At 51.5% G+C, this 20,923-nt stretch carries 22 protein-coding genes; 17 read left to right on the top strand and 5 right to left on the bottom strand.

Features of this window, described 5'->3' with window-relative positions; all coding sequences use genetic code 11:
- Nucleotides 1–217: 217 nt before the first annotated feature.
- Genes ACSSVF_RS00285 through ACSSVF_RS00265 form a run of 5 tightly spaced genes read right to left on the bottom strand, consistent with a single transcriptional unit; the run spans nucleotide 218 to nucleotide 4,740 of the window.
- The gene (locus tag ACSSVF_RS00285) at nucleotides 218–1,624 is read right to left on the bottom strand and encodes a DUF4350 domain-containing protein (protein WP_492404571.1); all 1,407 of its coding nucleotides are present in this window, start codon (nucleotides 1,622–1,624) and stop codon (nucleotides 218–220) included.
- Nucleotides 1,617–2,363 (bottom strand): ABC transporter permease, encoded by a 747-nt coding sequence (locus ACSSVF_RS00280; RefSeq protein ID WP_492404569.1) that lies wholly within the window; start codon nucleotides 2,361–2,363, stop codon nucleotides 1,617–1,619. The genes ACSSVF_RS00285 and ACSSVF_RS00280 overlap by 8 nt, the downstream gene beginning before the upstream one ends.
- Before the next feature lie 21 nt (nucleotides 2,364–2,384).
- Entirely contained in the window at nucleotides 2,385–3,017 is a 633-nt protein-coding gene (locus ACSSVF_RS00275) for a response regulator transcription factor (RefSeq protein ID WP_379054449.1), read from the bottom strand.
- Between the two features lie 12 nt (nucleotides 3,018–3,029).
- Nucleotides 3,030–3,383 carry a hypothetical protein gene (locus tag ACSSVF_RS00270; protein WP_492404566.1) on the bottom strand — a complete coding sequence of 118 codons (354 nt, stop codon included), beginning with the start codon at nucleotides 3,381–3,383 and terminating at the stop codon, nucleotides 3,030–3,032.
- Nucleotides 3,370–4,740, bottom strand: a complete 1,371-nt coding sequence (locus ACSSVF_RS00265; RefSeq protein ID WP_492404565.1) for a histidine kinase — start codon at nucleotides 4,738–4,740, stop codon at nucleotides 3,370–3,372. The genes ACSSVF_RS00270 and ACSSVF_RS00265 overlap by 14 nt, the downstream gene beginning before the upstream one ends.
- A 421-nt stretch (nucleotides 4,741–5,161) precedes the next feature.
- Between ACSSVF_RS00265 and ACSSVF_RS00260 the strand changes: the two genes are divergently transcribed.
- The 17 genes from ACSSVF_RS00260 to ACSSVF_RS00180 all read left to right on the top strand — a co-directional run bounded on the left by ACSSVF_RS00260 (nucleotide 5,162) and on the right by ACSSVF_RS00180 (nucleotide 20,851).
- The gene (locus tag ACSSVF_RS00260) at nucleotides 5,162–6,958 is read left to right on the top strand and encodes a methanol/ethanol family PQQ-dependent dehydrogenase (protein WP_492404563.1); all 1,797 of its coding nucleotides are present in this window, start codon (nucleotides 5,162–5,164) and stop codon (nucleotides 6,956–6,958) included.
- A gap of 95 nt (nucleotides 6,959–7,053) precedes the next feature.
- Nucleotides 7,054–7,896, top strand: coding sequence for a methanol oxidation system protein MoxJ (gene moxJ / locus ACSSVF_RS00255; protein ID WP_492404561.1), 843 nt, complete (start codon nucleotides 7,054–7,056; stop codon nucleotides 7,894–7,896).
- 69 nt (nucleotides 7,897–7,965) lie between these two features.
- Nucleotides 7,966–8,541, top strand: a complete 576-nt coding sequence (gene moxG / locus ACSSVF_RS00250) for a cytochrome c(L), periplasmic (RefSeq protein ID WP_492406365.1) — start codon at nucleotides 7,966–7,968, stop codon at nucleotides 8,539–8,541.
- A gap of 83 nt (nucleotides 8,542–8,624) precedes the next feature.
- Complete coding sequence (locus ACSSVF_RS00245) at nucleotides 8,625–8,900, top strand: methanol dehydrogenase (protein ID WP_442585781.1); 276 nt, start codon at nucleotides 8,625–8,627, stop codon at nucleotides 8,898–8,900.
- 270 nt (nucleotides 8,901–9,170) lie between these two features.
- Entirely contained in the window at nucleotides 9,171–10,190 is a 1,020-nt protein-coding gene (locus ACSSVF_RS00240) for an AAA family ATPase (protein ID WP_492404559.1), read from the top strand.
- Between the two features lie 27 nt (nucleotides 10,191–10,217).
- Nucleotides 10,218–11,168, top strand: a complete 951-nt coding sequence (locus ACSSVF_RS00235) for a DUF58 domain-containing protein (protein ID WP_492404558.1) — start codon at nucleotides 10,218–10,220, stop codon at nucleotides 11,166–11,168.
- An 80-nt stretch (nucleotides 11,169–11,248) separates the two neighbouring features.
- The gene (locus ACSSVF_RS00230; RefSeq protein WP_492404556.1) at nucleotides 11,249–12,094 is read left to right on the top strand and encodes a hypothetical protein; all 846 of its coding nucleotides are present in this window, start codon (nucleotides 11,249–11,251) and stop codon (nucleotides 12,092–12,094) included.
- Nucleotides 12,095–12,096: 2 nt separating this feature from the next.
- Nucleotides 12,097–13,131: a vWA domain-containing protein gene (locus tag ACSSVF_RS00225; protein WP_492404554.1), complete on the top strand. Its 1,035-nt coding sequence runs from the start codon at nucleotides 12,097–12,099 to the stop codon at nucleotides 13,129–13,131.
- Nucleotides 13,128–13,730 carry a hypothetical protein gene (locus ACSSVF_RS00220; protein ID WP_492404552.1) on the top strand — a complete coding sequence of 201 codons (603 nt, stop codon included), beginning with the start codon at nucleotides 13,128–13,130 and terminating at the stop codon, nucleotides 13,728–13,730. Before ACSSVF_RS00225 ends, ACSSVF_RS00220 begins: the two co-directional genes overlap by 4 nt.
- Before the next feature lie 149 nt (nucleotides 13,731–13,879).
- The gene (locus tag ACSSVF_RS00215) at nucleotides 13,880–14,818 is read left to right on the top strand and encodes a vWA domain-containing protein (protein ID WP_492404550.1); all 939 of its coding nucleotides are present in this window, start codon (nucleotides 13,880–13,882) and stop codon (nucleotides 14,816–14,818) included.
- A gap of 52 nt (nucleotides 14,819–14,870) precedes the next feature.
- Nucleotides 14,871–15,461: an SRPBCC family protein gene (locus tag ACSSVF_RS00210; RefSeq protein ID WP_492404548.1), complete on the top strand. Its 591-nt coding sequence runs from the start codon at nucleotides 14,871–14,873 to the stop codon at nucleotides 15,459–15,461.
- 62 nt (nucleotides 15,462–15,523) lie between these two features.
- Nucleotides 15,524–15,871, top strand: a complete 348-nt coding sequence (locus tag ACSSVF_RS00205; RefSeq protein WP_492404546.1) for a hypothetical protein — start codon at nucleotides 15,524–15,526, stop codon at nucleotides 15,869–15,871.
- A 3-nt stretch (nucleotides 15,872–15,874) separates the two neighbouring features.
- Nucleotides 15,875–16,270: a thioredoxin family protein gene (locus ACSSVF_RS00200; RefSeq protein WP_492404544.1), complete on the top strand. Its 396-nt coding sequence runs from the start codon at nucleotides 15,875–15,877 to the stop codon at nucleotides 16,268–16,270.
- Nucleotides 16,271–16,438: 168 nt separating this feature from the next.
- Nucleotides 16,439–17,383 carry a YVTN family beta-propeller repeat protein gene (locus ACSSVF_RS00195; protein ID WP_492404542.1) on the top strand — a complete coding sequence of 315 codons (945 nt, stop codon included), beginning with the start codon at nucleotides 16,439–16,441 and terminating at the stop codon, nucleotides 17,381–17,383.
- 242 nt (nucleotides 17,384–17,625) lie between these two features.
- Nucleotides 17,626–18,588, top strand: a complete 963-nt coding sequence (locus tag ACSSVF_RS00190) for a beta-propeller fold lactonase family protein (protein ID WP_492404541.1) — start codon at nucleotides 17,626–17,628, stop codon at nucleotides 18,586–18,588.
- Nucleotides 18,589–18,821: 233 nt separating this feature from the next.
- A complete protein-coding gene (locus ACSSVF_RS00185) occupies nucleotides 18,822–20,216 on the top strand; it encodes an ATP-binding protein (protein ID WP_492404539.1) in 1,395 nt (464 codons plus the stop codon).
- Nucleotides 20,213–20,851 carry a response regulator gene (locus tag ACSSVF_RS00180; protein WP_379054486.1) on the top strand — a complete coding sequence of 213 codons (639 nt, stop codon included), beginning with the start codon at nucleotides 20,213–20,215 and terminating at the stop codon, nucleotides 20,849–20,851. Before ACSSVF_RS00185 ends, ACSSVF_RS00180 begins: the two co-directional genes overlap by 4 nt.
- Nucleotides 20,852–20,923: the final 72 nt, after the last annotated feature.

Genomic DNA, 20,923 nt, shown 5'->3' with positions numbered 1-20,923 from the left:
AAAGCCCCGGCATGCCGGGGCTTTTTCTTTGATTGGGTTTTATAAGAACGACCTTTATTGAAGGTCGTTATAAATGCGTTTGGTGTTTCTTGGCAGATGACAGGCCGCTAAATCACCAATCTTGGTGACTCAATTTTAACCAGGGATTAAATCAGTGTGATGCGAAGATTGCATCATTCTATCCAGGTTTTTAACATCGCAACGGTGCCTGAAAAAACTAATGCTGATGTTTCCTGCGCCATCTTAGCCAGCCTGCAAAGATCAGTATGGCAGGCAAGCCAAACTGGAAGCCGTTAAACAATACCATCAACCAGGTTTGCTGAGAGGGTAGCAATACAACGCTATCGCGTAACGGCGCCACCGGTAAGGTGATGCTAGGCTGGTTATTCACCACCCATTGCAGGGTTTGCATGCTAAACGCCAGGTTGCCACCTCTTTGTTGTTGGGCATTACTGAAAAAGTTGTTGCTGCCAACCACAACCACTCTTTGCAACTCGCCTGAGGCCTGCGTTTTTTCAAGCGCCAGGGCAATGGTCGCTGGCCCCTGGGTATCTGTTTGTGTGTTGAAAGCAGGCAGTTTTTCCGGCTGCTCTACTCGGTAAGCGGTGCTGGCCCAACCCCTTTCCGCGGCGGCCACCAGTGGCATGATACGCCATGGGTCTTCAGGCTGCCGATGACGCACAATGGCATGTGCCTGGTCAAAAAACGTGCGTAGTGAAAATTCCTGTGTCGGCCCTTGCCCGGAATACCGCTGTGTACTCAGTGCATGTAGTGGAATATCGAACTGACGATTAGCCGGGTCAATCACTATCCCCGGACTGAGAGTGAACCCCAGGGTTTCTGCCAAGGCTTCAAGCCCTTGTGACTGGATATTGTCCACCAGCCACACCAAGTTGCCACCTGTGCTGATATGGGTTTGGATAGCCTTCACCTGCGCCTGTGAGTAAGGGCGTGTTGCCCCAGCCAGTAACAACGTAGGCAGTTTCTTATCCGGGTTGGAGGGCAGTTCAAAAGACGTAGTGCTGTGCACCTGTAACCCGGCACCACGGATGGCTTGTGCCAACTGGCTGCCGCCATTGCCGGCGCTATTATCCAATGCCGTTTCGCCTAATCCGGCCGCGAACAGCAAGGGCGCACGCTCGCCATGTTGCAGCTGCAACAACACGTTGGTAAAAGCCTCTTCTGTGTAAGGCAGGTACATGCGTGTCTGTTGCCCGCGATAGCGGATGATCATTTCGCCTTCTTTTTTGATTTGCTGCTCGCGCGCCAATGTGGGTGAAATCGACGGGTCGATAAACTGCAAGTGAATATCAGGGTGTACATGCTGGTAGCGTTGTACCAGTGACAATATGGATTTCCTGAAATAGCGGCCTTTAAACGGGGTGTTACTGCAAAAGGCGGTCACTTCTATGGTCGCCGGCAATGCTTTTAACACCTCAATGCTGGCTTTGGATAAGGTGTTGCGGTGATTATTGGTGTGATCGGTGATGATATTAAAGTGCCAGGCCAGTACGCCTAATACCAGCGTCACCAGCAATAAGCCAGGCACCACCAAGCGATGCTGCCATACCAGTGCAGCAAAGGATAGCCAGGGTCTGGAAGATTTGGATTGTGGATTAGCCATACAACCGATCAGCATGTAAGCGGCGAATAGAAAGCAGGACAAAGAACGCCGAGAACAGCACGAAGAATAGAACGTCGTAACTGTTCAGCATGCCAAGTGCGAACTGGCGATAGTGCTGCATCAGCGAAAAATCATGGAACAGGATCTGGTTGTTATCTGCAAAAAACTTGTCCAGTAATAACCAGACCGTCAGTGCAGCCAGGCTGCCAAACGCTGCCAGAATCGGGTTGGCGGTCAGGCAGGAGACATATAGGCCAAGCGCACTGCTGGCAACCACCAGTAACCACAACCCCAGCGCATGCGTGAGCAGGTAAGGGATGTCTATTTCAGCCCATGGCAACATCATGGCGATCATCACGATCATCGTCACAATCAGCAGGCTGAGGTAGCTGACGATACCTAGTAGCTTGCCGAGGATGAGTTCGCTCATCGACAATGGCGCGCTCATGAGTAAGGCCATGGTCTGGTTTTTGCGCTCTTCACTGATCAGCTTCATCGTCACCAGTGGCACCACAAATAGCATCAACACTGCTGCTACGCCAAACACGCCTTCAGCCATGAATTGCGTGATGCCTACCTTCTGCACCTGCCATTGTGCACTTTGCATGATTTCAAAATACTGGTTGAAGCTGAGGCTGTAATAGGTGCCGACAATGGCCTGGAAAATAGCCAGCACCAGCCAGCCCATAGGGGTGGCAAACAGGCTGCGGAGTTCTTTACGGGCAATAATCAGGATCATACAGACCTCCGGAGAATGGCGTTAAAGCCCTTTGATAATGCCAAAGCGCACCGCGATGTGCACCAGCTGGCCGGTGGTTTCCACCCCCAGTTTCTGGCGTACGCTGGTCTGGATATTGGCCACAGTTTTGTAGCCTATGTGCATGCCTTTGGCGATTGCCGCCAATGCCTCACCCTGCGCAATCCGGCGAAATACTTCGAATTCACGTGGCGACAGCTTCTGGATAGGGTTTTCCTGGCTTTCCAGGTGATACATGGAAAGATTCTGCGCCAGCTCATTATTGATGAAGCGTCCGCCACGCAGTATCTTTTGCACGGCTTCCAGCACCACTTCCGGTGGTTCAGTTTTGGTGACATAGCCGCGGGCACCCGCCTGGATCGCGCGCGTCGCATAGATACAGTCATCATGCATGCTGAATACCAGCACCCGCATTTGCGGCTTGCGATGCAAAATACGTTTAAGTGTCTCCAGCCCGCCTATGCCAGGCATGTCCAGATCGAGGATCAATAACTCAGGATGATGTTTCTCAACCAGCAAGCAGGCTTCTTCACCATTCAGCGCATCAGTGGTTACTTGATGGTTGGCCTGTTCAAGCAATGTGCGTAGACCTTGTCTGAGCATGGCGTGGTCATCAGCGATCATTACTTTTGCCATAAACCCGCTTCCTTACTTCTTGTTCGCAAAAGTGATATTCACACATTTGTCATTTGCAAATGTCAGTTCGGCGGTGTTGAAATATTTTTTCGGCGCGTATTGTATTTTGCCGCGGTAATACCACATCTCGACATTGTCGCCGCTGCCAGACACTGCCTGTCCTTTTTCCTGCAGGATCTGGTCAGCATTTTGCGGTTTGATGGCGATTTCCTTTTTGACGGGTTTGCCTAAATTCTCTTCTACATATTCGCGAGATTTGCCACTATAGGCATCGAGAAAAGGGCGCTCTTCGGTCTGTAAGTCCTTGGCCGATACGATCAAAGGGAAAGCCAATGCGGCCAAGGCTAGCCATTTAGGATGTTGCATAGTCATTTACTCCTGATGCTGAGGGTGAAGGGGATGGCTGCGGCAATTTTGTTTGCTGCGCCTCCTGTAATGGAATCAGTCCGGTAATCATGGTGCCAGCTTGCAAACCACTCATTAGCTTGAAGCTACCCTGCTGTGATTCAATGCGCTCACGCATGCCCACCAGCCCTACGCCTTCGGTAGACTGCGTGGTGTCCATACCCAGGCCATTGTCGCGTATCTCAATTTGCAGCAAGGACGCGCCTTGTCGTTTGATGATGTGGATATCAATCCATACCTCACTGGCCTGCGCGTGGCGTGTGATATTGGTTAATGCTTCCTGCACGACGCGAAACGCCACAATATTGCAGTCTTCATTCAACACATAGTCGCTGGTATCCAGCTGCACATGGCATTCCACCTGAGGATTGAGTTTTTGCCAGTCATTGACCAGCCTTTCTACGGCACCGATCAGGCCCAGTGAGTCGAGCGCCGGTGGTCGCAAATGTTTGATCAATACACGGATAGATTGTTGTACATGTTGTGTATTGGAGGCGATCCTGACTGCGATCACGTTGGCCTGGGCAGGCGTACTTTTTTGCAATGCCAGCGCGTCCATGCGGATCGCCGTTAAATACTGGCCGGTTTCATCATGGATTTCGCTGGCGATGTATTTGCGTTCCTGCTCTTGCACCTGCATGGCATGGCGCGCCAGTACACGGTTTTCTTTTAAGGTGCGCTCCAGGTCCAGTTCCACCAGGCATTGTTCTGTCATATCCACCAGGTAGCCATGTATCTGCGCGCTGGTGTTGTTTTTTTCGGCCGGCACAAAGACAAACCTCGCCCCGACATAGCATGGCAGCCCATCCGGCCTGCATATTTGCAGTTTGTTGAAATTGATTTCCTGGTGATGTTGTAATTGCAAAACAAACTCTGGCCAGTCAAAAGCAAATAGTTTCCTGGCATTGCGGTCGCTGTTTTGCGGCCGGCAGATACGGTCAAAAGCACGGTTATGCATCCCAATATTGCCATTTGTATCCAGCACCACGTTGCCGGTCAGGTCGCCATCAAACAGGGTTTTATAAAGCTGCTGGCTACTCAGTAATTGTGCTTCAGTTAACTGGCGTCGCTCAATTTCGGCATGTATTTCACGGATGCGGCGCTGGCTGAACCAGGCGCTGAACAATACAAATACAAATAGTGTGAGCGGGACTTCATCCAGTTGTGCATATTCATAAGTCAATAACCAGGCAGTGACATGCTCAGCCAGATCAAACTCGGACGAAATGGCAAAGGTGAGCGCCACGCCCGTCATCACAATGAGCGTGTCCTGACCAGGGCGGCTTAATTTGCCAAATTTTTGAATAACAGCAATCACAGGTGGACCAGTTAGTAAGGGTGTATGAGTGACGCAATGCTTAAGGAAGCGTAAGAAGGGTCAGGCATCGCCGACCCAGCTCATTCAGCGCGACTTTAAATCTAACGGTACTTAATTTAGAGCCACTTTCCATTAGTGGCACTTCATGTAGCGCCGTCTCAATCAGTGGCACTTAATCCAGCGCCGCTTAAATCAGTAGCACTTAATGTAGCGCCACTATAGACCACATCTTAATCAACTGCCCCGTGAAAAATTCCCGTTAATAGCCAGTCTGCATGAATGAATTGTTGAAGCAATGATAGGGAATCATTCATCTATTGCCTTTGTTACAAATTATTAACAATTCAGGTCGTGCAGTGCGGCATTCGGGGGGATGTCGCAACACCACGTGAAACTCATTCTTGAGAGATTAGGAGATAGTATGAAAGTAAGATCATCTAGTGCCATTCTTGGCGCTTTGGTTGGAGGCTTGTTTGCAAGCTTTTCTGGCCTGGCCATGGCAGATGCAGATTTGGACAAACAGGTAAATACACCTGGTGCCTGGCCAATCGCAACTGGTGGCTATTACAGCCAGCACAACAGCCCATTGGCTCAAATTAACAAATCCAACGTAAAAAATGTAAAAGCTGCGTGGTCATTCTCCACTGGTGTACTGAATGGACACGAAGGTGCGCCATTGGTCATTGGCGACATGATGTACATCCACTCTGCTTTCCCAAACAACACATACGCCCTGAACCTGAACGATCCAGGCAAAATTGTTTGGCAACACAAACCTAAGCAAGATGCTTCAACCAAAGCAGTGATGTGCTGTGACGTGGTTGACCGCGGCCTGGCTTATGGCGCTGGTCAAATCGTGAAGAAAACTGCGAATGGTCATTTGCTGGCGCTGGATGCTAAATCCGGCAAGATCAATTGGGAAGTGGAAGTATGTGATCCAAAAGTGGGTTCAACACTGACACAAGCACCGTTTGTGGCTAAAGACACCATTTTGATGGGTTGCTCAGGTGCGGAGCTGGGTGTACGTGGCGCGGTAAACGCTTTTGACCTTAAAACAGGTGAACTGAAATGGCGTGCATTTGCGACCGGTTCTGATGACTCTGTGCGTCTGGCTAAAGACTTCAACAAAGACAATCCACACTATGGTCAATTCGGCCTGGGTACAAAAACCTGGGAAGGCGATGCCTGGAAAATCGGTGGCGGTACAAACTGGGGTTGGTATGCTTATGACCCTAAATTGAACCTGTTCTACTACGGTTCTGGCAACCCTGCACCATGGAACGAAACCATGCGTCCTGGTGATAACAAGTGGACCATGACGATCTGGGGTCGCGATCTGGACACCGGTATGGCTAAATGGGGTTACCAAAAGACGCCTCACGATGAGTGGGATTTTGCTGGCGTAAACCAGATGGTGCTGACTGATCAACCAGTCAACGGCAAAGTGACTCCGCTGCTGAGCCACATCGACCGTAACGGTATCTTGTACACATTGAACCGTGAAAACGGCAACCTGATCGTCGCTGAAAAAGTGGATCCGGCTGTCAACGTGTTCAAAAAAGTGGACCTGAAAACCGGTACGCCAGTACGTGATCCTGAATTCGCAACCCGTATGGACCATAAAGGCACCAACATTTGTCCATCAGCGATGGGTTTCCACAACCAGGGTGTTGACTCTTACGATCCTGAAAGCCGTACCTTGTACGCAGGCCTGAACCATATTTGTATGGATTGGGAGCCGTTCATGCTGCCATACCGTGCAGGTCAGTTCTTCGTTGGCGCAACGCTGGCGATGTACCCAGGCCCTAACGGCCCGACCAAGAAAGAAATGGGTCAAATCCGTGCTTTCGACTTGACGACAGGTAAGGCGAAATGGACCAAGTGGGAGAAATTCGCAGCCTGGGGCGGTACTCTGTACACCAAAGGCGGCCTGGTCTGGTACGCAACACTTGATGGTTACCTGAAAGCTTTGGATAACAAAGACGGTAAAGAACTGTGGAACTTCAAGATGCCATCTGGTGGTATCGGATCTCCTATGACTTACTCCTTCAAGGGTAAACAGTACGTTGGCAGCATGTACGGTGTAGGCGGCTGGCCAGGTGTTGGTCTGGTGTTTGACCTGACAGATCCTAGCGCTGGTTTGGGTGCGGTTGGTGCGTTCAAAGAACTGCAAAACCACACACAAATGGGCGGTGGCCTGATGGTGTTTAGCCTGTAATCAATAACAGTAAACCTGTTGATGTAGTGTGCAGGATGGCCGTCAGACGTAAGGATGGTCGGTCATCCTGTTCTCTCTAATGGAGAAGAGAACAAATGTTTGCTGAAGTTAAAAAGAATAGTCGTACATGGTTGAGCGTTTGCTTGTCCCTGACCCTGAGTGTGTTTGCATTGCCCACACTTGCTGCCGAAGCACTGAATATCTGTGCCGGTAAATCCGAATTACCTTTTTCCAATGACCAGAAACAAGGCTTTGAAAACAAGATCGCCGCTGTCATTGGCAAAACACTCAATATCCCTGTCAATTATTTTTGGTGGACCAACCCGCTAACCCTGCAAAAGGACATGGAAGAAGGAAAATGCGATGTGCTGCTTGGCACTGACCCCAATGATCCGCGTGTGCTGGTCACCAAACCTTACTATCGTTCCGGCTATGTGTTTGTCACCCGTGTTGATCGCGAAATCGATGTCACTTCCTGGGATCATCCTTACCTCAAGGAGAAGAATTTCCGTATCGGCGTCATGCCGGATAGCCCGGGTAAAAACATGTTGCTGCAGATTAACCGCTTTGATGACATGTTTGATTACTTCACCGAGATCCAGAATTTCCAGTCGACACGTAACCGCTACGTGCATGTAGAGCCTTCCCGCCTGGTGAATGATGTTGCCAATATGCATCTGCATATGGCGATGTTGTGGGCACCTGAAGCTGCGCGTTATGTGCGTGCCTCTGAAGTGCCATTGAAAATGGTGATGGTGGAAGACAACGCCAAAAAAACCAATGGTGAAAAGATCCCCATGCATTACGACGTGGTGATGGGCGTCAGCAAAAAACGCCCTGAGCTGGTACCAGCCCTGAATGGCGTCATTGATAAACACGGGGCGGAAATCACCGCCATTCTCAAAGAGGAAGGTATTCCTCTGCTGAATCTTCAGTAAATCACAATCTTGATTAATTAGTTTTTGGAGTTTGAATTGAAAGTATCTCAACAGTCTCAGTCGCATGCCATGCCATTGCGTCGTGTGAAACAACAGCTGGCAATGGTGTTTGGTATCTCTGGCCTGGTCATGGCGACCTTCTTTACTGTGGCTTGCGCCAAGGATGACACTCCTGCGCAAGCCGCGGGTACCAGCAAAACTGCACCGGCCAAAGTCGTCCTTAAGGATGGACCTGCGATTGAGTTCCGCGGCACGCTGTCTGGCGATGTGCTGGATCTTTCGCCGATGGAGGATGAAACCTTTACGCCTGAAGCCAAACACTTCATGGCTACTGGTGAAAACCCCTACAGCGGCAATGCGGAAGAAGTAAAAAAAGGCTACACCATTTTTTCTACCGCGTGTTCCGGCTGCCATGGCCACCTGGCTGAAGGTAAGTTAGGGCCTGCACTGGCTGATGATTACTGGACCTACCCCAAGAATGAAACCGATAAAGGTATTTTTGAAACCATTTATGGCGGTGCTGCCGGCATGATGGGCCCGCAGCAGGGCCGTATGACGATAGACGAGATTCTGCATGTGATCGCCTGGATCCGTCATCAGGCCGAAGAAAACGTTAAAAATGGTGGCGCAGCGCCACACGGTTAAACCCATTATCGGATTGTTAGGCTGGTGGGCAATCCGTTAATCGAAAACAATACACCAGCTAATTTGTGATTAAGGAGAAAGTGATGAAACACGTATTGGCATTATTGGCTGTCGCCAGTGTGTTTGCGGTGTCAAATCAGGCTCTGGCTTACGACGGTCAAAGTTGTAAAGAGCCAGGAAACTGCTGGGAAGCCAAACCTGGCTATCCGGAAAAAATTGCGGGTTCCAAATATGACCCAAAACATGATCCGGTAGAACTCAACAAGCAAGAGGAATCCATCAAATTGATGGATGCACGCAATGCAAAACGTATTGCGAATGCAAAAGCCAACGGCAATTTCGTGTTTGACGTGAAGTAATCTTAATTCCCCCCAAAAGGAAATGCTGGATAGTTGAGTGGACGGGCAAAGTGCAAGGCGCACGGGACGCAGAAAGCCAAATGTGAAGTACATGAGGGTTTTGAGTGCCGCGCAACGTTGCAATTTGTACGTGTAGCCAATTATTCAGTGTTTTCCCCGGAGACCGTGATCTTTTCGCGGCCAGTTTCACCCACCCTTTGTATGTGACAGACCTGTGTCGATTACAGCTAGTCGGCAGTGGTCTGCTTCATCCTGAATCATGGATTGTGTATGGAAAATAAAATTGAATTACCCGCCTGGCGTGAACGTGCCCTGGCTTTCGAGCAAGCCCTCAACACTGTGGTGGTGGGCATGCCGGAACAAACGCGCGCACTGACGATTGCAATTTTTTCACGTGGGCACGTGTTACTGGAGGGCGATGTCGGTGTAGGTAAAACCACGCTGTTGCGTGCTGCGGCTCAATTATTGGGTGGCGGCTATCAACGCATAGAAGGCGCCATTGATTTAATGCCCAGCGATTTTCTTTACCATGCCTATATCAATGAGCAAGGCCAGGCAGCCGTCAAACCTGGCCCGTTATTGCTGCATGATGAAGCGCTGGCGGTGTTTTTCTTTAACGAAATCAACCGTGCCCGTCCGCAGGCGCATGCCTTGTTTTTGCGCTTGATGGCTGAACGTTCGGTCAATGCCTTTAACCGCGAATACCGTTTCCCGCACCTGACAGTATTTGCTGACCGCAACCGTCTGGAACGTGAGGAAACCTTTGAAATCCCGGCTGCCGCACGTGACCGTTTCCTGATGGAAATCTCGGTACAGGCGCCTGATGCACGTGACTTACAACGCGCATTGATGTTCGATACCCGTTTCTACGATGTGGATGCGCTGATCGCTACCTTGCCTGCTGGGTTGACGCCTTACGATCAGTTGAATCTGGTCGCGGAAACCATACAACACTCAGTCAGGGCCGAAATAGCCTTGCAGGAGTATGCCGTCGATTTATGGCGAGCATTGAAAGATCCGGTTGCAGCCGGTATCCAGTTGCCAGATGTGGATATGTCACGTTTGCTGGCTGGCGGCGCCAGCCCACGTGGTACCGCCATGCTGATGCGCAGTGCGCGTACCCGTGCCTGGATAGAAGGCCGTGATTATTTAACGCCGGATGATATCCGTGCCGTGTGGCCATTTGTGATGACGCATCGCGTGTTTTTTAATGGTGCCTATGCCTTGCAGCACGCGCGACTGGCGCCCTTGTTGCTGCAGGCTGTCTTGGACAAGGTGTCAGCCCCTTAAGGTTGGCGGCAGTCTGTTTTTACCCTTATGGCTATCCTGTCAGCACCTCCAGTGAATACTTCCGAGATGACGCTATCTGCTACGCGCCTGCACGCAGCGTTTGAGCCCCGCCAGTTTTTCTACAATATCAACTGGCGCTCCAAGACCTACCACGCCGGGGCAACCCTGACCACACATCATGGCAATGGCAGTGATTTTGCCGGTTTTGCCACGTTGCTGGCATGTCCGGACCCCAAACGCATCGATATCCGTGCCAGTGTACGTACCGTGCCCAGGCAATGGTTGGTGAGAACTTACCTGGAACGTGCCGCTGTGCGTGTGTACGCCATTGTCGATGTCTCCAGTTCCATGTTTTTTCAGGGCGAAGCCAATATGCGCCAGCAGATGACAGAATTCGTTTCCTCTCTGGCCTGGTCTGCCAACCGCCAGGGCGATGCGTTCGGTATGCGCGCCGCAGACGATGACGAGCAACTGGCCTGGCAAGTGTTACCCAGTTTTCACCCGGGCACGGCGCAGGCAGTGGCACAACAAATCACGCGTTTCTGGCAACAGGCCGACACTACCAGTCGTTCCGATGGCCGCAGTGCCAACGCCATCCCCGAAACGCTCATGTCGTTAGGCCCGCAACGCGCACTGGTATTCCTGCTGTCCGATTTTTACTGGCCGCAAGCCTTGCTGCAACAAACCCTGCAAGCCGGGCAGCACCACGATGTGGTTCCGGTGGTCTTGCGCGATCGTGCCGCGACTGCGGGTTTACCCACCTTTGGCTGGGCGCGCCTGCGTGATATGGAAACCGGTGAAGAGCGTAGCTGGATGTTGAGGCGTAAGTTGCATCAGCAAATCGCCGAGCATGCACAACAGCAAACACAGGCACTCAATGCCCGGTTTTTAAAAGCCGGTACGCGCACGCCCTTATGGTTAAACCCGGGCTGGCGTGCCGAAGAGGTGAGCCGTCACCTGATGGAGACCATGTCATGACTATGGGGTTGTATGCAATGCATGGGCAAACACAAAAAAAAGTGTTGAGAGTGGCAGCTAGCCTATTGTGGCTAGCTTGTATGCAGGGAGCATATGCTGCGGATAGCAATTTTCAGCCACGCGTTGAAAGTCATACCCGTGAAGCTGATTACACGCTGGGCAGCATTGCACGGCAGCATATTACGCTGCATGTACCACCCGGTTTTGAACTCGATCCAGCCAGTTTGCCAGCGCCTGCTCAGAATGAAGCCATAGAGCTCCGGGAAGCGCATTGGACAAACAAGGACAGCAAAAACGAGCGCCTGATTAAGCTCGATATCGACTGGCAAATATTTGTCGCAGGCGATACGGTGAAAACCATACCGTTAAAGAATCTGCACCTGCAATTTAAACGCGAGCAGCAACGCCTGGCCATCGATGTGCCGGCTGACAAGGTCATTGTTTCCAGCCTGTTGCCAGCGCGTATTGATGCCGAGCACGTCAAACTGTACCCGGATGCGCCTTTGCCCGAATGGCTACTCTCTGCACAGCTGTGGAAGTTGGCAGGCTGGCTGTTATTGCTAGGCTTAGGCCTGGTTTATATGGCCTGGTATGTGGGCTGGATCCAGTTTCCCCAGGAGAAACGCATGCCGTTCAGGCAGGCGTGGCGTGGCATTCGCAAGTTCAAGCAAGACCAGAACGAAGCGCGTATGCAGGCCATGCGCTTGCTTAGCCGTGCCTTGGATCAATTCGCCGGTTACGCTGTCACCGCCGAGAATCTTCCCAGGCTGCTTGCCAGTCAATCAGCCATAACGCCTTATCGCGAGGCGCTGCAGCATTTTTACAAGGATGTGCAACACACTTTTTTTGCCGGAAAACCAGTCTCTTTGTCACTGAATGAGTTGAAGCAGCTAGCTAAAAACTTAAGTCATGTGGAGATTTCCTGAGTATGTGGGAGGAAGGCACGCAAACCCTATTACTGGCCTCCGGCTTGAATGAGCACTGGGGCTTGACGGATTTCTGGCCGTTGCTGTTGTTGCCCTTGGCCGTGTTGCCTTGGGTATTACGCGGGCAAATGAATTTCCCGCACCCGGCGTTACAAGGCCTACCCGAAGATCCGCTCTCCGCCTGGCTGGATCGCGCGTGGAAAATGGCGCTCAGCCTGTTAATACTGGCCCTCAGCATGGCACTCACCGGCCCCTACCTGAAATCTCAATATATCGAGAAAGTAGGGCGTGGCGCGCATGTCATGATAGTGCTGGATCGTAGTGCCAGCATGAATGAGCCGTTTGCGAAAAAGGGTGGTGATGCGCAAGCGCGCGTGCCCAAGATGGAAGTGGCACGCAATGTCCTGAAAACACTGGTCGCGCAAGGGCACGATGATTTAATGGGCATGGTCACGTTCAGCACTTCTCCTATCCTCGCCGCACCGTTGGGCAATGACAGGGCGTTTGTACAGGCCGCACTGGATGCTACAGAGGCAGGTGGCATGGGCTTTACCGCCGTGGCGCGCGGCCTGGGTATGGCACTGGATTACTTTGCAGACCAGCCAGTCACCGGTGCTCGTGCCATGGTGCTGGTGTCAGATGGCGGGGCGCATCTGGATGGCAAAACCCAGGATATGTTACGTGCCATGTTTATGCGCCAGAAGGCCTCGTTATACTGGATTTATCTGCGCTCTGAAAGTGGTGTCAGCCTCAAGCAGAGCCTGGCAGAAGGTGAAAACATTGATGCTTACCCTGAGTATGCCTTACACGAATATTTCCAGACCCTGAATGTGCCTTACCGCGTATATGAAGCCGAAAATCCGCAAGCCGTGATGGCCGCAGTACGCGATATTTCCAAACTGAAAAATAAACCGACCAGATACCTGGAACCTGTCTCGCGGCAGGACTTAAGCCAGTATGCCTATGGCCTGGCCTGGCTGGCGTCTGTGTGCTTGATTTGTTTGTATGCATTGGAATTGAAACGGTGGCAGGCATGAATGAAAAACTGGCAGGCATCCTGCGGCGTGGCGTGCTGTGGGCAGGGTTGTTGATATTTATTTCAGTGGTGATGCTGATCAGGCAAGGCATCGATATCTATCAGGCAGAGGTCTATCGCCGCAGTTTGCAGCCACATGTGTTGATTGGAAACAGCTTGCTGGGCGCTAACCAGACGCCGCAAGCTTTGTTTGCCAACGCGGTGTTTTACGATAACCAGGTCAAGCCTGAGCAGGCATTGTCCGAATTTGCCACACTCATCAGCAAAGTGCCGGAAGGGGACCCGCTGCGCCAGCAGGCGTATTTCAATTCCGGCAATATTTACCTGCGCACAGCGATTCGCTTGCTGGAGCAACGTGGCTTGCCTGCCTGGGACGAGGCCGGCCCGCTAGTAGCCCTGGCCAAGGAAAGCTATCAAAAGGCGTTACGGGTAGAGCCGGACTGGTCTGAAGTGAAATATAACTATCATCTGGCTTTACGGCTGGCGCCCACCACTCACGGCATGTCTGGCCCGCAGCAATATGAGGATGAGCAGATCAAGGCTGAAGAGGAGCCAAGCGGCTGGCCAGCCATGCCGGGTAACCCGAGAGGCATGCCCTGATGCATTTTCGGTTTTCTAGGGCATGGCGTGGTTTTAAAAGGTGGATGAGCGTTTGGCTTGGTGGGGATTCCAAGCTGCATGTCTGGCGCAAGATCTGTCTCATAGCTGCATTTTTATTGCTTACCATTATTTTGTTCCGGCCACATTTAATGTTGCCAAATCGTGTGTATGACTGGTATTTCGTGGTGGATATCACACAAAGCATGAATGTGCCCGATTACCAGGTGGCAGGTAAAAGTATCAGCCGTTTGCAAATGGCCAAGCAAAGTATACGTAAAAGCTTGTCGGCCCTGCCTTGTGGTTCGCAGGTGGCATTGGGCATGTTCACCGAGCGCAATGTGGTGAATGTGGTGGAACCGGTTGAGGTGTGTGCCCATTTTGCCGCGCTGGACCAAACTGTTGCCAGTATGGATTGGCGCATGGCCTGGGCTGCAGATTCGTTTATCGCACATGGGCTGTACAACGCCTTGGAGCAGGCGCCGGCATTGGGCAAGCAGATACGCGTGATGTTTTTCACCGATGGCCAGCAGGCCCCGCCTGCTAACCCGAAATATATGCCGGGCTATGCCGGTAAGCCAGGCGATGTGCAGGGATACCTGGTCGGCATGGGTAAGCCGGTCGCCAGTAAAATCCCCAAACTGGATGAAAAGAATGCAGTTTCCGGCTATTGGGAGCAGGAAGAAGTGCAGCGATTTGGCAATTTCGGCATGGCTGAGACCTTGTCAGTATTGGCGATGGAGCAGGGTCAGCATGACCGCAATTCGGGCCAAGGCCCAGGGGCGGAGTTACTTAGTAATGCGCACCTTTCCGCGTTGGATGAGCAGAACCTGCAACGCCTGGCAAACATCACCGGCCTGAATTATGTGCGTCTGAATCAATCGGCACAAAGCAGTGGCTGGGCCACTGGCTTAGGGATGACTGCCTGGCGCTGGGCCGATACCGATCTCAGGCCCTGGCTGGCGGTGCCAGCGATGATGTGCTGGTTGCTGTACCTGCTACTGACATTTGCTGGTAGCGCCTGGGTTCAGTGGATGGCGCGGCGTTGGTCTGCTACTACACAGGCAGTGCGGTCACTGATTTTTAAGTAAACAACAGCTTTTGCGTAAGTAACACGTTTAGTTTTTTAGAGAAGGAGTAACAATGAAGTGGTCTTTATTACTGATTGGATTGATGAGTGCCAATGCCTGGGCGCATGGCCCAACACCGCAGAAAACCGATGAATCCATTCAGGTGAATGCTGCCGCAGACGTCGTGTGGAAACGTGTCAGTGCCCCTTGTGGCCTGGCGCAGTGGCATCCGCAAGTGACTGCCTGCGAAGCGGTTAATGATAAACAGCAAAAAATCACCCTGAAAAATGGCAAGCAGTTGCTGCAAGAGATCGATGAAGTGTCCGCAACCGATATGACTGTGTCTTACCGCTTGTCGGGTGATATTGACCTGGAAGCCCTGCCTGTCAGCTCTTTGAATGGCAAAATCAAGGTCGCCGCAGACGGTGCGAATGCCAAAGTGACCTGGACCGCCCGTTACTACCGTGCTTTTACCGGCAATGAACCACCGGCAGGCCAGGATGACGAATCTGCTAAAAACGCGGTAGATGCTTTTGTCAAAGAAGGCCTGCAAGGCCTGAAAGACGGCCGCCAACATGCTGCTGGCAAGACCGGCTGGCGCAATAAGATTTGTGTAGCCATGCGGCCGGTGTTTAAAAGCTTAGGTATGTCTGTGTGTGCCTAAGCCGAAGTATGCCTGCATCAACCAGGTCTGCCATGACACTGCATCCATTTAAAAGAGGTTTGTTGACACTCATCGTCATGGCCGCCTGCCAGTCTGGCAATGTGGCTGCGGAAGAGGCTTGGGTCACGCTGGTTGAAACCGATGACTCGCTGTGCCTGGCCCATGGCGGCCAGCTGATTTCAGTCAGGTTGACTGAGGCAGCCCTGTCTGCGCCGGAAGGGCCGGTAGAGGTGTGGGTGGATCGCTGGTTTATGCAGGTGCAAACGGCGGACCATACCAAGCATGTACTGACTCCAGAAACACCGGAAAGAGAGCTGGGGTGCTCGCAAAGTCTGGCAGGCCCCCAGCATTGGACGCTGAGTTCTATCAAACGTCTGCCAGCGGCAGGCGCACCCATAGCAAAGGACTAACCAATGATGACAGAAGCCATTCACACCACCCCGGTGACCATAGACAGCCAGTTGCAGTTTAACCAACGCGTCACCGAGCATGCGTTTCTGGTGATTTTATTCAGCGCCAAGTGGTGCGAGCCGTGTCAGCCATTTGCGGGAGTGTTTGCCGAGGTGGCCGCCCAGCATCCGCAAGTACTGTTTGCCACGGTAGATATTGATGTAGCGAAAGACCTGGCCACCAACTTCCGTGTGACGCAGGTACCTGCCCTGATGGTAGTGCGTGACCGTGTTGTGATTGATATGGTCAACGGTGCCATGCATGCGCATGAGCTCACGCACCATGTGCAAATGTGGCAGGCGTTTGATATGACGGCTTTCTCAGCGCATTTTGACCAGAAACCAGCGGCTGGAAATTAAAATTCATTGCACGATTTATCCATTCTACTGGCGAAGCATTTATCCCGGGTTGAGGATGAAAAATTCCTGACCCATTGCAGGACAGCCTCTCAAGCCCTGCTGCAAACAACAGCCTATCATTTGCACATGTCACCACTGCTGACAAAGCTCGTGTCGCAGACATTTAGAATGCTGTTGTTTTGTATGCTGGGCCTTTGCCTGCCAGTCTGCGGCAAGGCCACAGATTATGCCTATATCACTAACCAGGGTGCGCACACGGTGTCTGTTGTTGATCTTCAACAGCAAAAAGTGGTGAATACCATCACCGTGGGCAAGGCGCCGGTGGGCGTAACCATAGATCATCGCAATCAATTGGTGTATGTGAGTAACGTGGAAGGACATTCGCTATCCGTCATTGATATGCAGCGCCAGCAAGTCACAAACACGATTGCATTGCCGATTGCGCCAGTCGGGCTCACGGTGAATAAAACAGGTGACCAGATTTATGTCGCTGACTGGTATCACGATCACTTACTCGTACTCAATGCCAAAAGTGGCCAGGTGCTCGCACAAATAGAGGTCGGCCATGCACCCGGCGGCATGCAACTGGGGCAGGGGGATGCCATTTTGTATGTGGCTAACCGCGATAGCAATGATGTCAGTGTGATTGATACGCGCTCACGCAAGGAGTTGCAGCGTATCAAAGTGGGCCAGCATCCATTTGGGTTGAGTTTAAGCCCTGATGGTAAGCAATTGTTTGTGGTGAATGTCTATTCAAACACCATTAGTGTGATAGACACAGCAAGTCACAAAGTAGCGCATACGCTGGCAGTGGGCGAACACCCTTATTGCGCGACGACAGATAGCACAGGACGATATTTGTATGTGACTAATACCGGAGAAGATAGCGTGGCAGTGATTGACCTGCACAGCCAGAAACTCATGCGCAAGATACGCGTGCCAGGAACGCCTGAAGGCATCGCTTACGATAGCGTGCGGCAACAGGTGCTGGTTGCAAGCTGGATGGACAACGTGCTGGCGGTGATTGATGGTCAAAGCCTGACGTTAAGGCCTGCTATTGAAGTTGGCTCGCAGCCACGTGCTTTTGGCCAGTTTATCGGTAGTGTCCCTTAGTGCATGGTTGCGTAATAAATATGAATAGCGCGAGCAATAAACCGGTCGAAAACGGTGGAATAGTACAAGTTTCGGGAATTTTTCCCAGATAAATCGGGAAGCATGCCGCTATTGGTTGAAAACCTGAACGCATAAGATGCAACTGTCAATTTAAATTCTAAATTTGATTGATTTGCATAAAGTATATCTCCATGTTCAGGCCGGTTGTTGCAGCAACCGGCCGATTTTTTTAAGGATGCTCTATGCAAAAAAAAATACAACACACCCTCGTCGCCAGTGTATTGGCCTGTTTCTGTTCCCCGCTGTTTGCCCAACCATTTGCTTATGTGCCTAATGAAAAAGATGGCACCGTCTCTGTCATTGATACGCAGACGGATGCGGTCGTGAAATTGTTGCCGGCCAAAGGCAAACTGGGCAAAAAAGTCCAGGCAGCCGCCATCCATCCCACCAATCAAAAACTATATGTGGTCGTGCGTGATAAAAATGCGGTGTCGGTTGTCGATACCGTGCAAAACAAGCAAACTGCTTTGATCAAAGTGGGCGATGAGCCGGAGGGTATCGATATTTCACCGGATGGCAAATTGCTCGCTGCCTGCCTGGAAGAGGAAAATGCGGTCGCCCTGGTCGATCTGCAGACCAATAAGGTGAAACACACCATCAAGACACAAGGCAAAAACCCGGAACATTGCGTGTTTTCCCCGGATCAGCAATGGCTGCTGGCGAGCAATGAAGAAAGCAATAATGTCGATGTGATCAATTTGAAGTCACTCAAATCCGAGTATCTGATTGCAGCGACCAAACATCCACGTGGTATAGGTTTTAGCCCGGATGGCCGGTGGGCGTATGTGGCCAATGAAGCTGCCAGCCTGCTTGAAATCGTTTCGACCGCAGACTGGAAAGTGCAAGCCAATATCAAGGTCGGGCTGCGTTCCAATGGCGTCAAGGTCAATGCCGATGGCAGCCGCATTTATGTCAGCAATGGTGGCGATCATAATGTGAGTGTGATTAATGCCGCCAGCCGCGAAGTGATTGCGACAGTGCCTGTTGGCCAGAGGCCATGGAATATGGCGCTGACACCGGACGGTAAGAAATTGTATGTAGCCAACGGCCGCAGTCATAATGTGTCTGTGATCGATACCGAAACCAATACCAAACTGAAAGATATCCCGGTGGGTAATTTACCCTGGGGTGTGGTCATCCATTAAAGCTTCCATGCTGATGGCGCTGATTCCCTGGGTTTTAGCGTCATTATTCTTTTCTGCTGGCCTGATCCATCCGTGTTGGCCGCTGGCGCTTGCCAGCTAGCTGCATGCCACTGCTAAGCTTACACTTCTCGCACTACCATCCTATAATAAGCTGGTTTCCTCATCGTGCCTGCGCATGAATAGGGAAAAATTCCCGAAAGTTTTTACTGAATAAACCTTACAATCCTCCGAGCATGATGAAATCTTTCAGTTTACAGTTCAAACTCAATCTGACTATTACCCTGTTACTGATTGGGTTGTTGCTCACCTGGGCGGTTTCTGTAGTTAAAAACGCGCGGGAAGATGTGTTGGCGGAAGTCGAATCCACCACCAATCTGGTGATCCATTTGCTGGACGCCGAAATCGCGCACTACATGACAGATTTTGGCTGGCTTAACCGCGACGAAAAAGGGGGGATCAATATTTTCCGCCTGGATGAGCTGACGAATATCAGGCATTTGAAAGTGGATTTTTTTGATCCTACTGGTCATTTGCGTGAGTCTAACCGCTCGACGCGTGAGGAACATGCTGGTGAAGACCCACCAACCTGGTTTGTAAAGTTACTCGATATTTCCAGTGTGCTGAACGAACCCAAACGCAAAAATATTATCTTGAACGGACGGTTTATCGGTGAGTTGGTGATTACGCCCGACCCCAGTTTTGAACTGCGCGAGATCTGGGAAGATACTTCGGGCCTGCTGGCGATTGTGGGGTTGTTCGGCTTGAGTGTGCTGCTGTTTGTCTACTGGACGGTGAGAGCGACTTTCAAACCGGTCAAACAGATTATTCAAGGGTTGAACCAGATTGAGCATGGCGAATACCAAAGTCGTCTGCCGAGTTTTGAGCAGATTGAACTCAGTGAGATCAGCGATAAGTTTAATCGCATGGCCAGCACGCTGGAGCAAAGCATACGCAATAACCACCGGCTGACACAGCAGATCATTCACCTACAGGAAGAAGAGCGTAAAAAGCTGGCGCGTGACCTGCATGATGAAATTGGGCAGTATTTAACAGCAGTGCATATCGATGCCAGTGCGATGGTCGCGGCGAAAAAACTCACTGTTGCGCGCGAAAGTGCAACAGCGATTGCTCAAATCACCCGGCAAATGATGTTCACTATCCAGGATTTATTGGCGCGCTTGCGTCCACGCGTGCTGGATGAATTAGGGCTGAGCCTGGCGCTGGCGGAGCTGATACACCACTGGCATGACAGGAACCGCAACATCATGGTGGTGAACGAGATTTCAAACCATCTTTCACAACCGGATGAGTCAGTGGCGGTGACGGTTTACCGGATATTGCAAGAGTGCCTGACTAATATCAGCAAGCACGCGGCAGCTAGCCGGGTGACGATTGCGGTGACAGATACAGATGATGGCTTGTACATGCTGGTAGAAGATGATGGCCGCGGCTTCGATGCTTCTCTGCCCAGCCGGGGTTACGGCCTGGCCGGCATGCAGGAGAGAGTAGAGGGATTAATGGGAACCATGAATATCAGTAGCGCGCCCGGGCAAGGGACGCGCATAGAAATACGTTTTCATAACACAGCGCAATTTAAAGAAGAGAGACTCAGGGGCACCGCACCATGACAGTAAAAGTTGTATTAGTCGATGATCACACTGTCGTGCGTTCAGGGCTGCGCCGGCTGCTGGAAAGCCACAAATCAATCGAGATCGTGGCTGAGGCGGATACTGGCGAGATGGCTTACCAGATTTATGGCGAGGTCTCACCCGACGTGGTGCTGATGGATATTTCCATGCCTGGCATGGGCGGGCTGGAAGCGGCCAAACGTATCTTGCAGCGTTACCCGCATGCCAAAATTGTGATTTTCTCTATGCACGAGGCAGTCTCTTTTGCGGCACAGGCACTCAAAGCAGGTGTCAAAGGCTATGTCACTAAAACCGGGGTGGCCGATGACTTGCTGCAAGCCGTGCTTGATGTCTCCAAAGGCCGCACTTTCCTCAGTCAGGACGTGGCACAAAAGGTCGCGCTGCAAACGCTGATAGGCGAGAGCAACCCGCTGCAGCAACTGACCTCACGGGAGTTTGAAGTGTTCCGTTTGCTGGCAGAAGGCAAGCGGGTAGAGGAAGTGGCCGATATGCTGAAAATCAGCCAGAAAACAGTCGCTAACTACTACACGCTGATCAAGCAAAAATTATCAGTCAACAGCCCGGTGGAAATGGTGCGTCTGGCCATGAAGCACGGCTTGATAGACGCAGAGTAACGCTTTAACTGGCTTGCCTGGCTTGAGGCACATTCGCTAAACACTTAGCCATTTAGTCTGTGGCACCTAGGT

The organism is Methylophilus sp. E2MeOHC9 (assembly GCF_058744375.1).
This window is presented reverse-complemented; position numbering and strand designations above follow the sequence as displayed.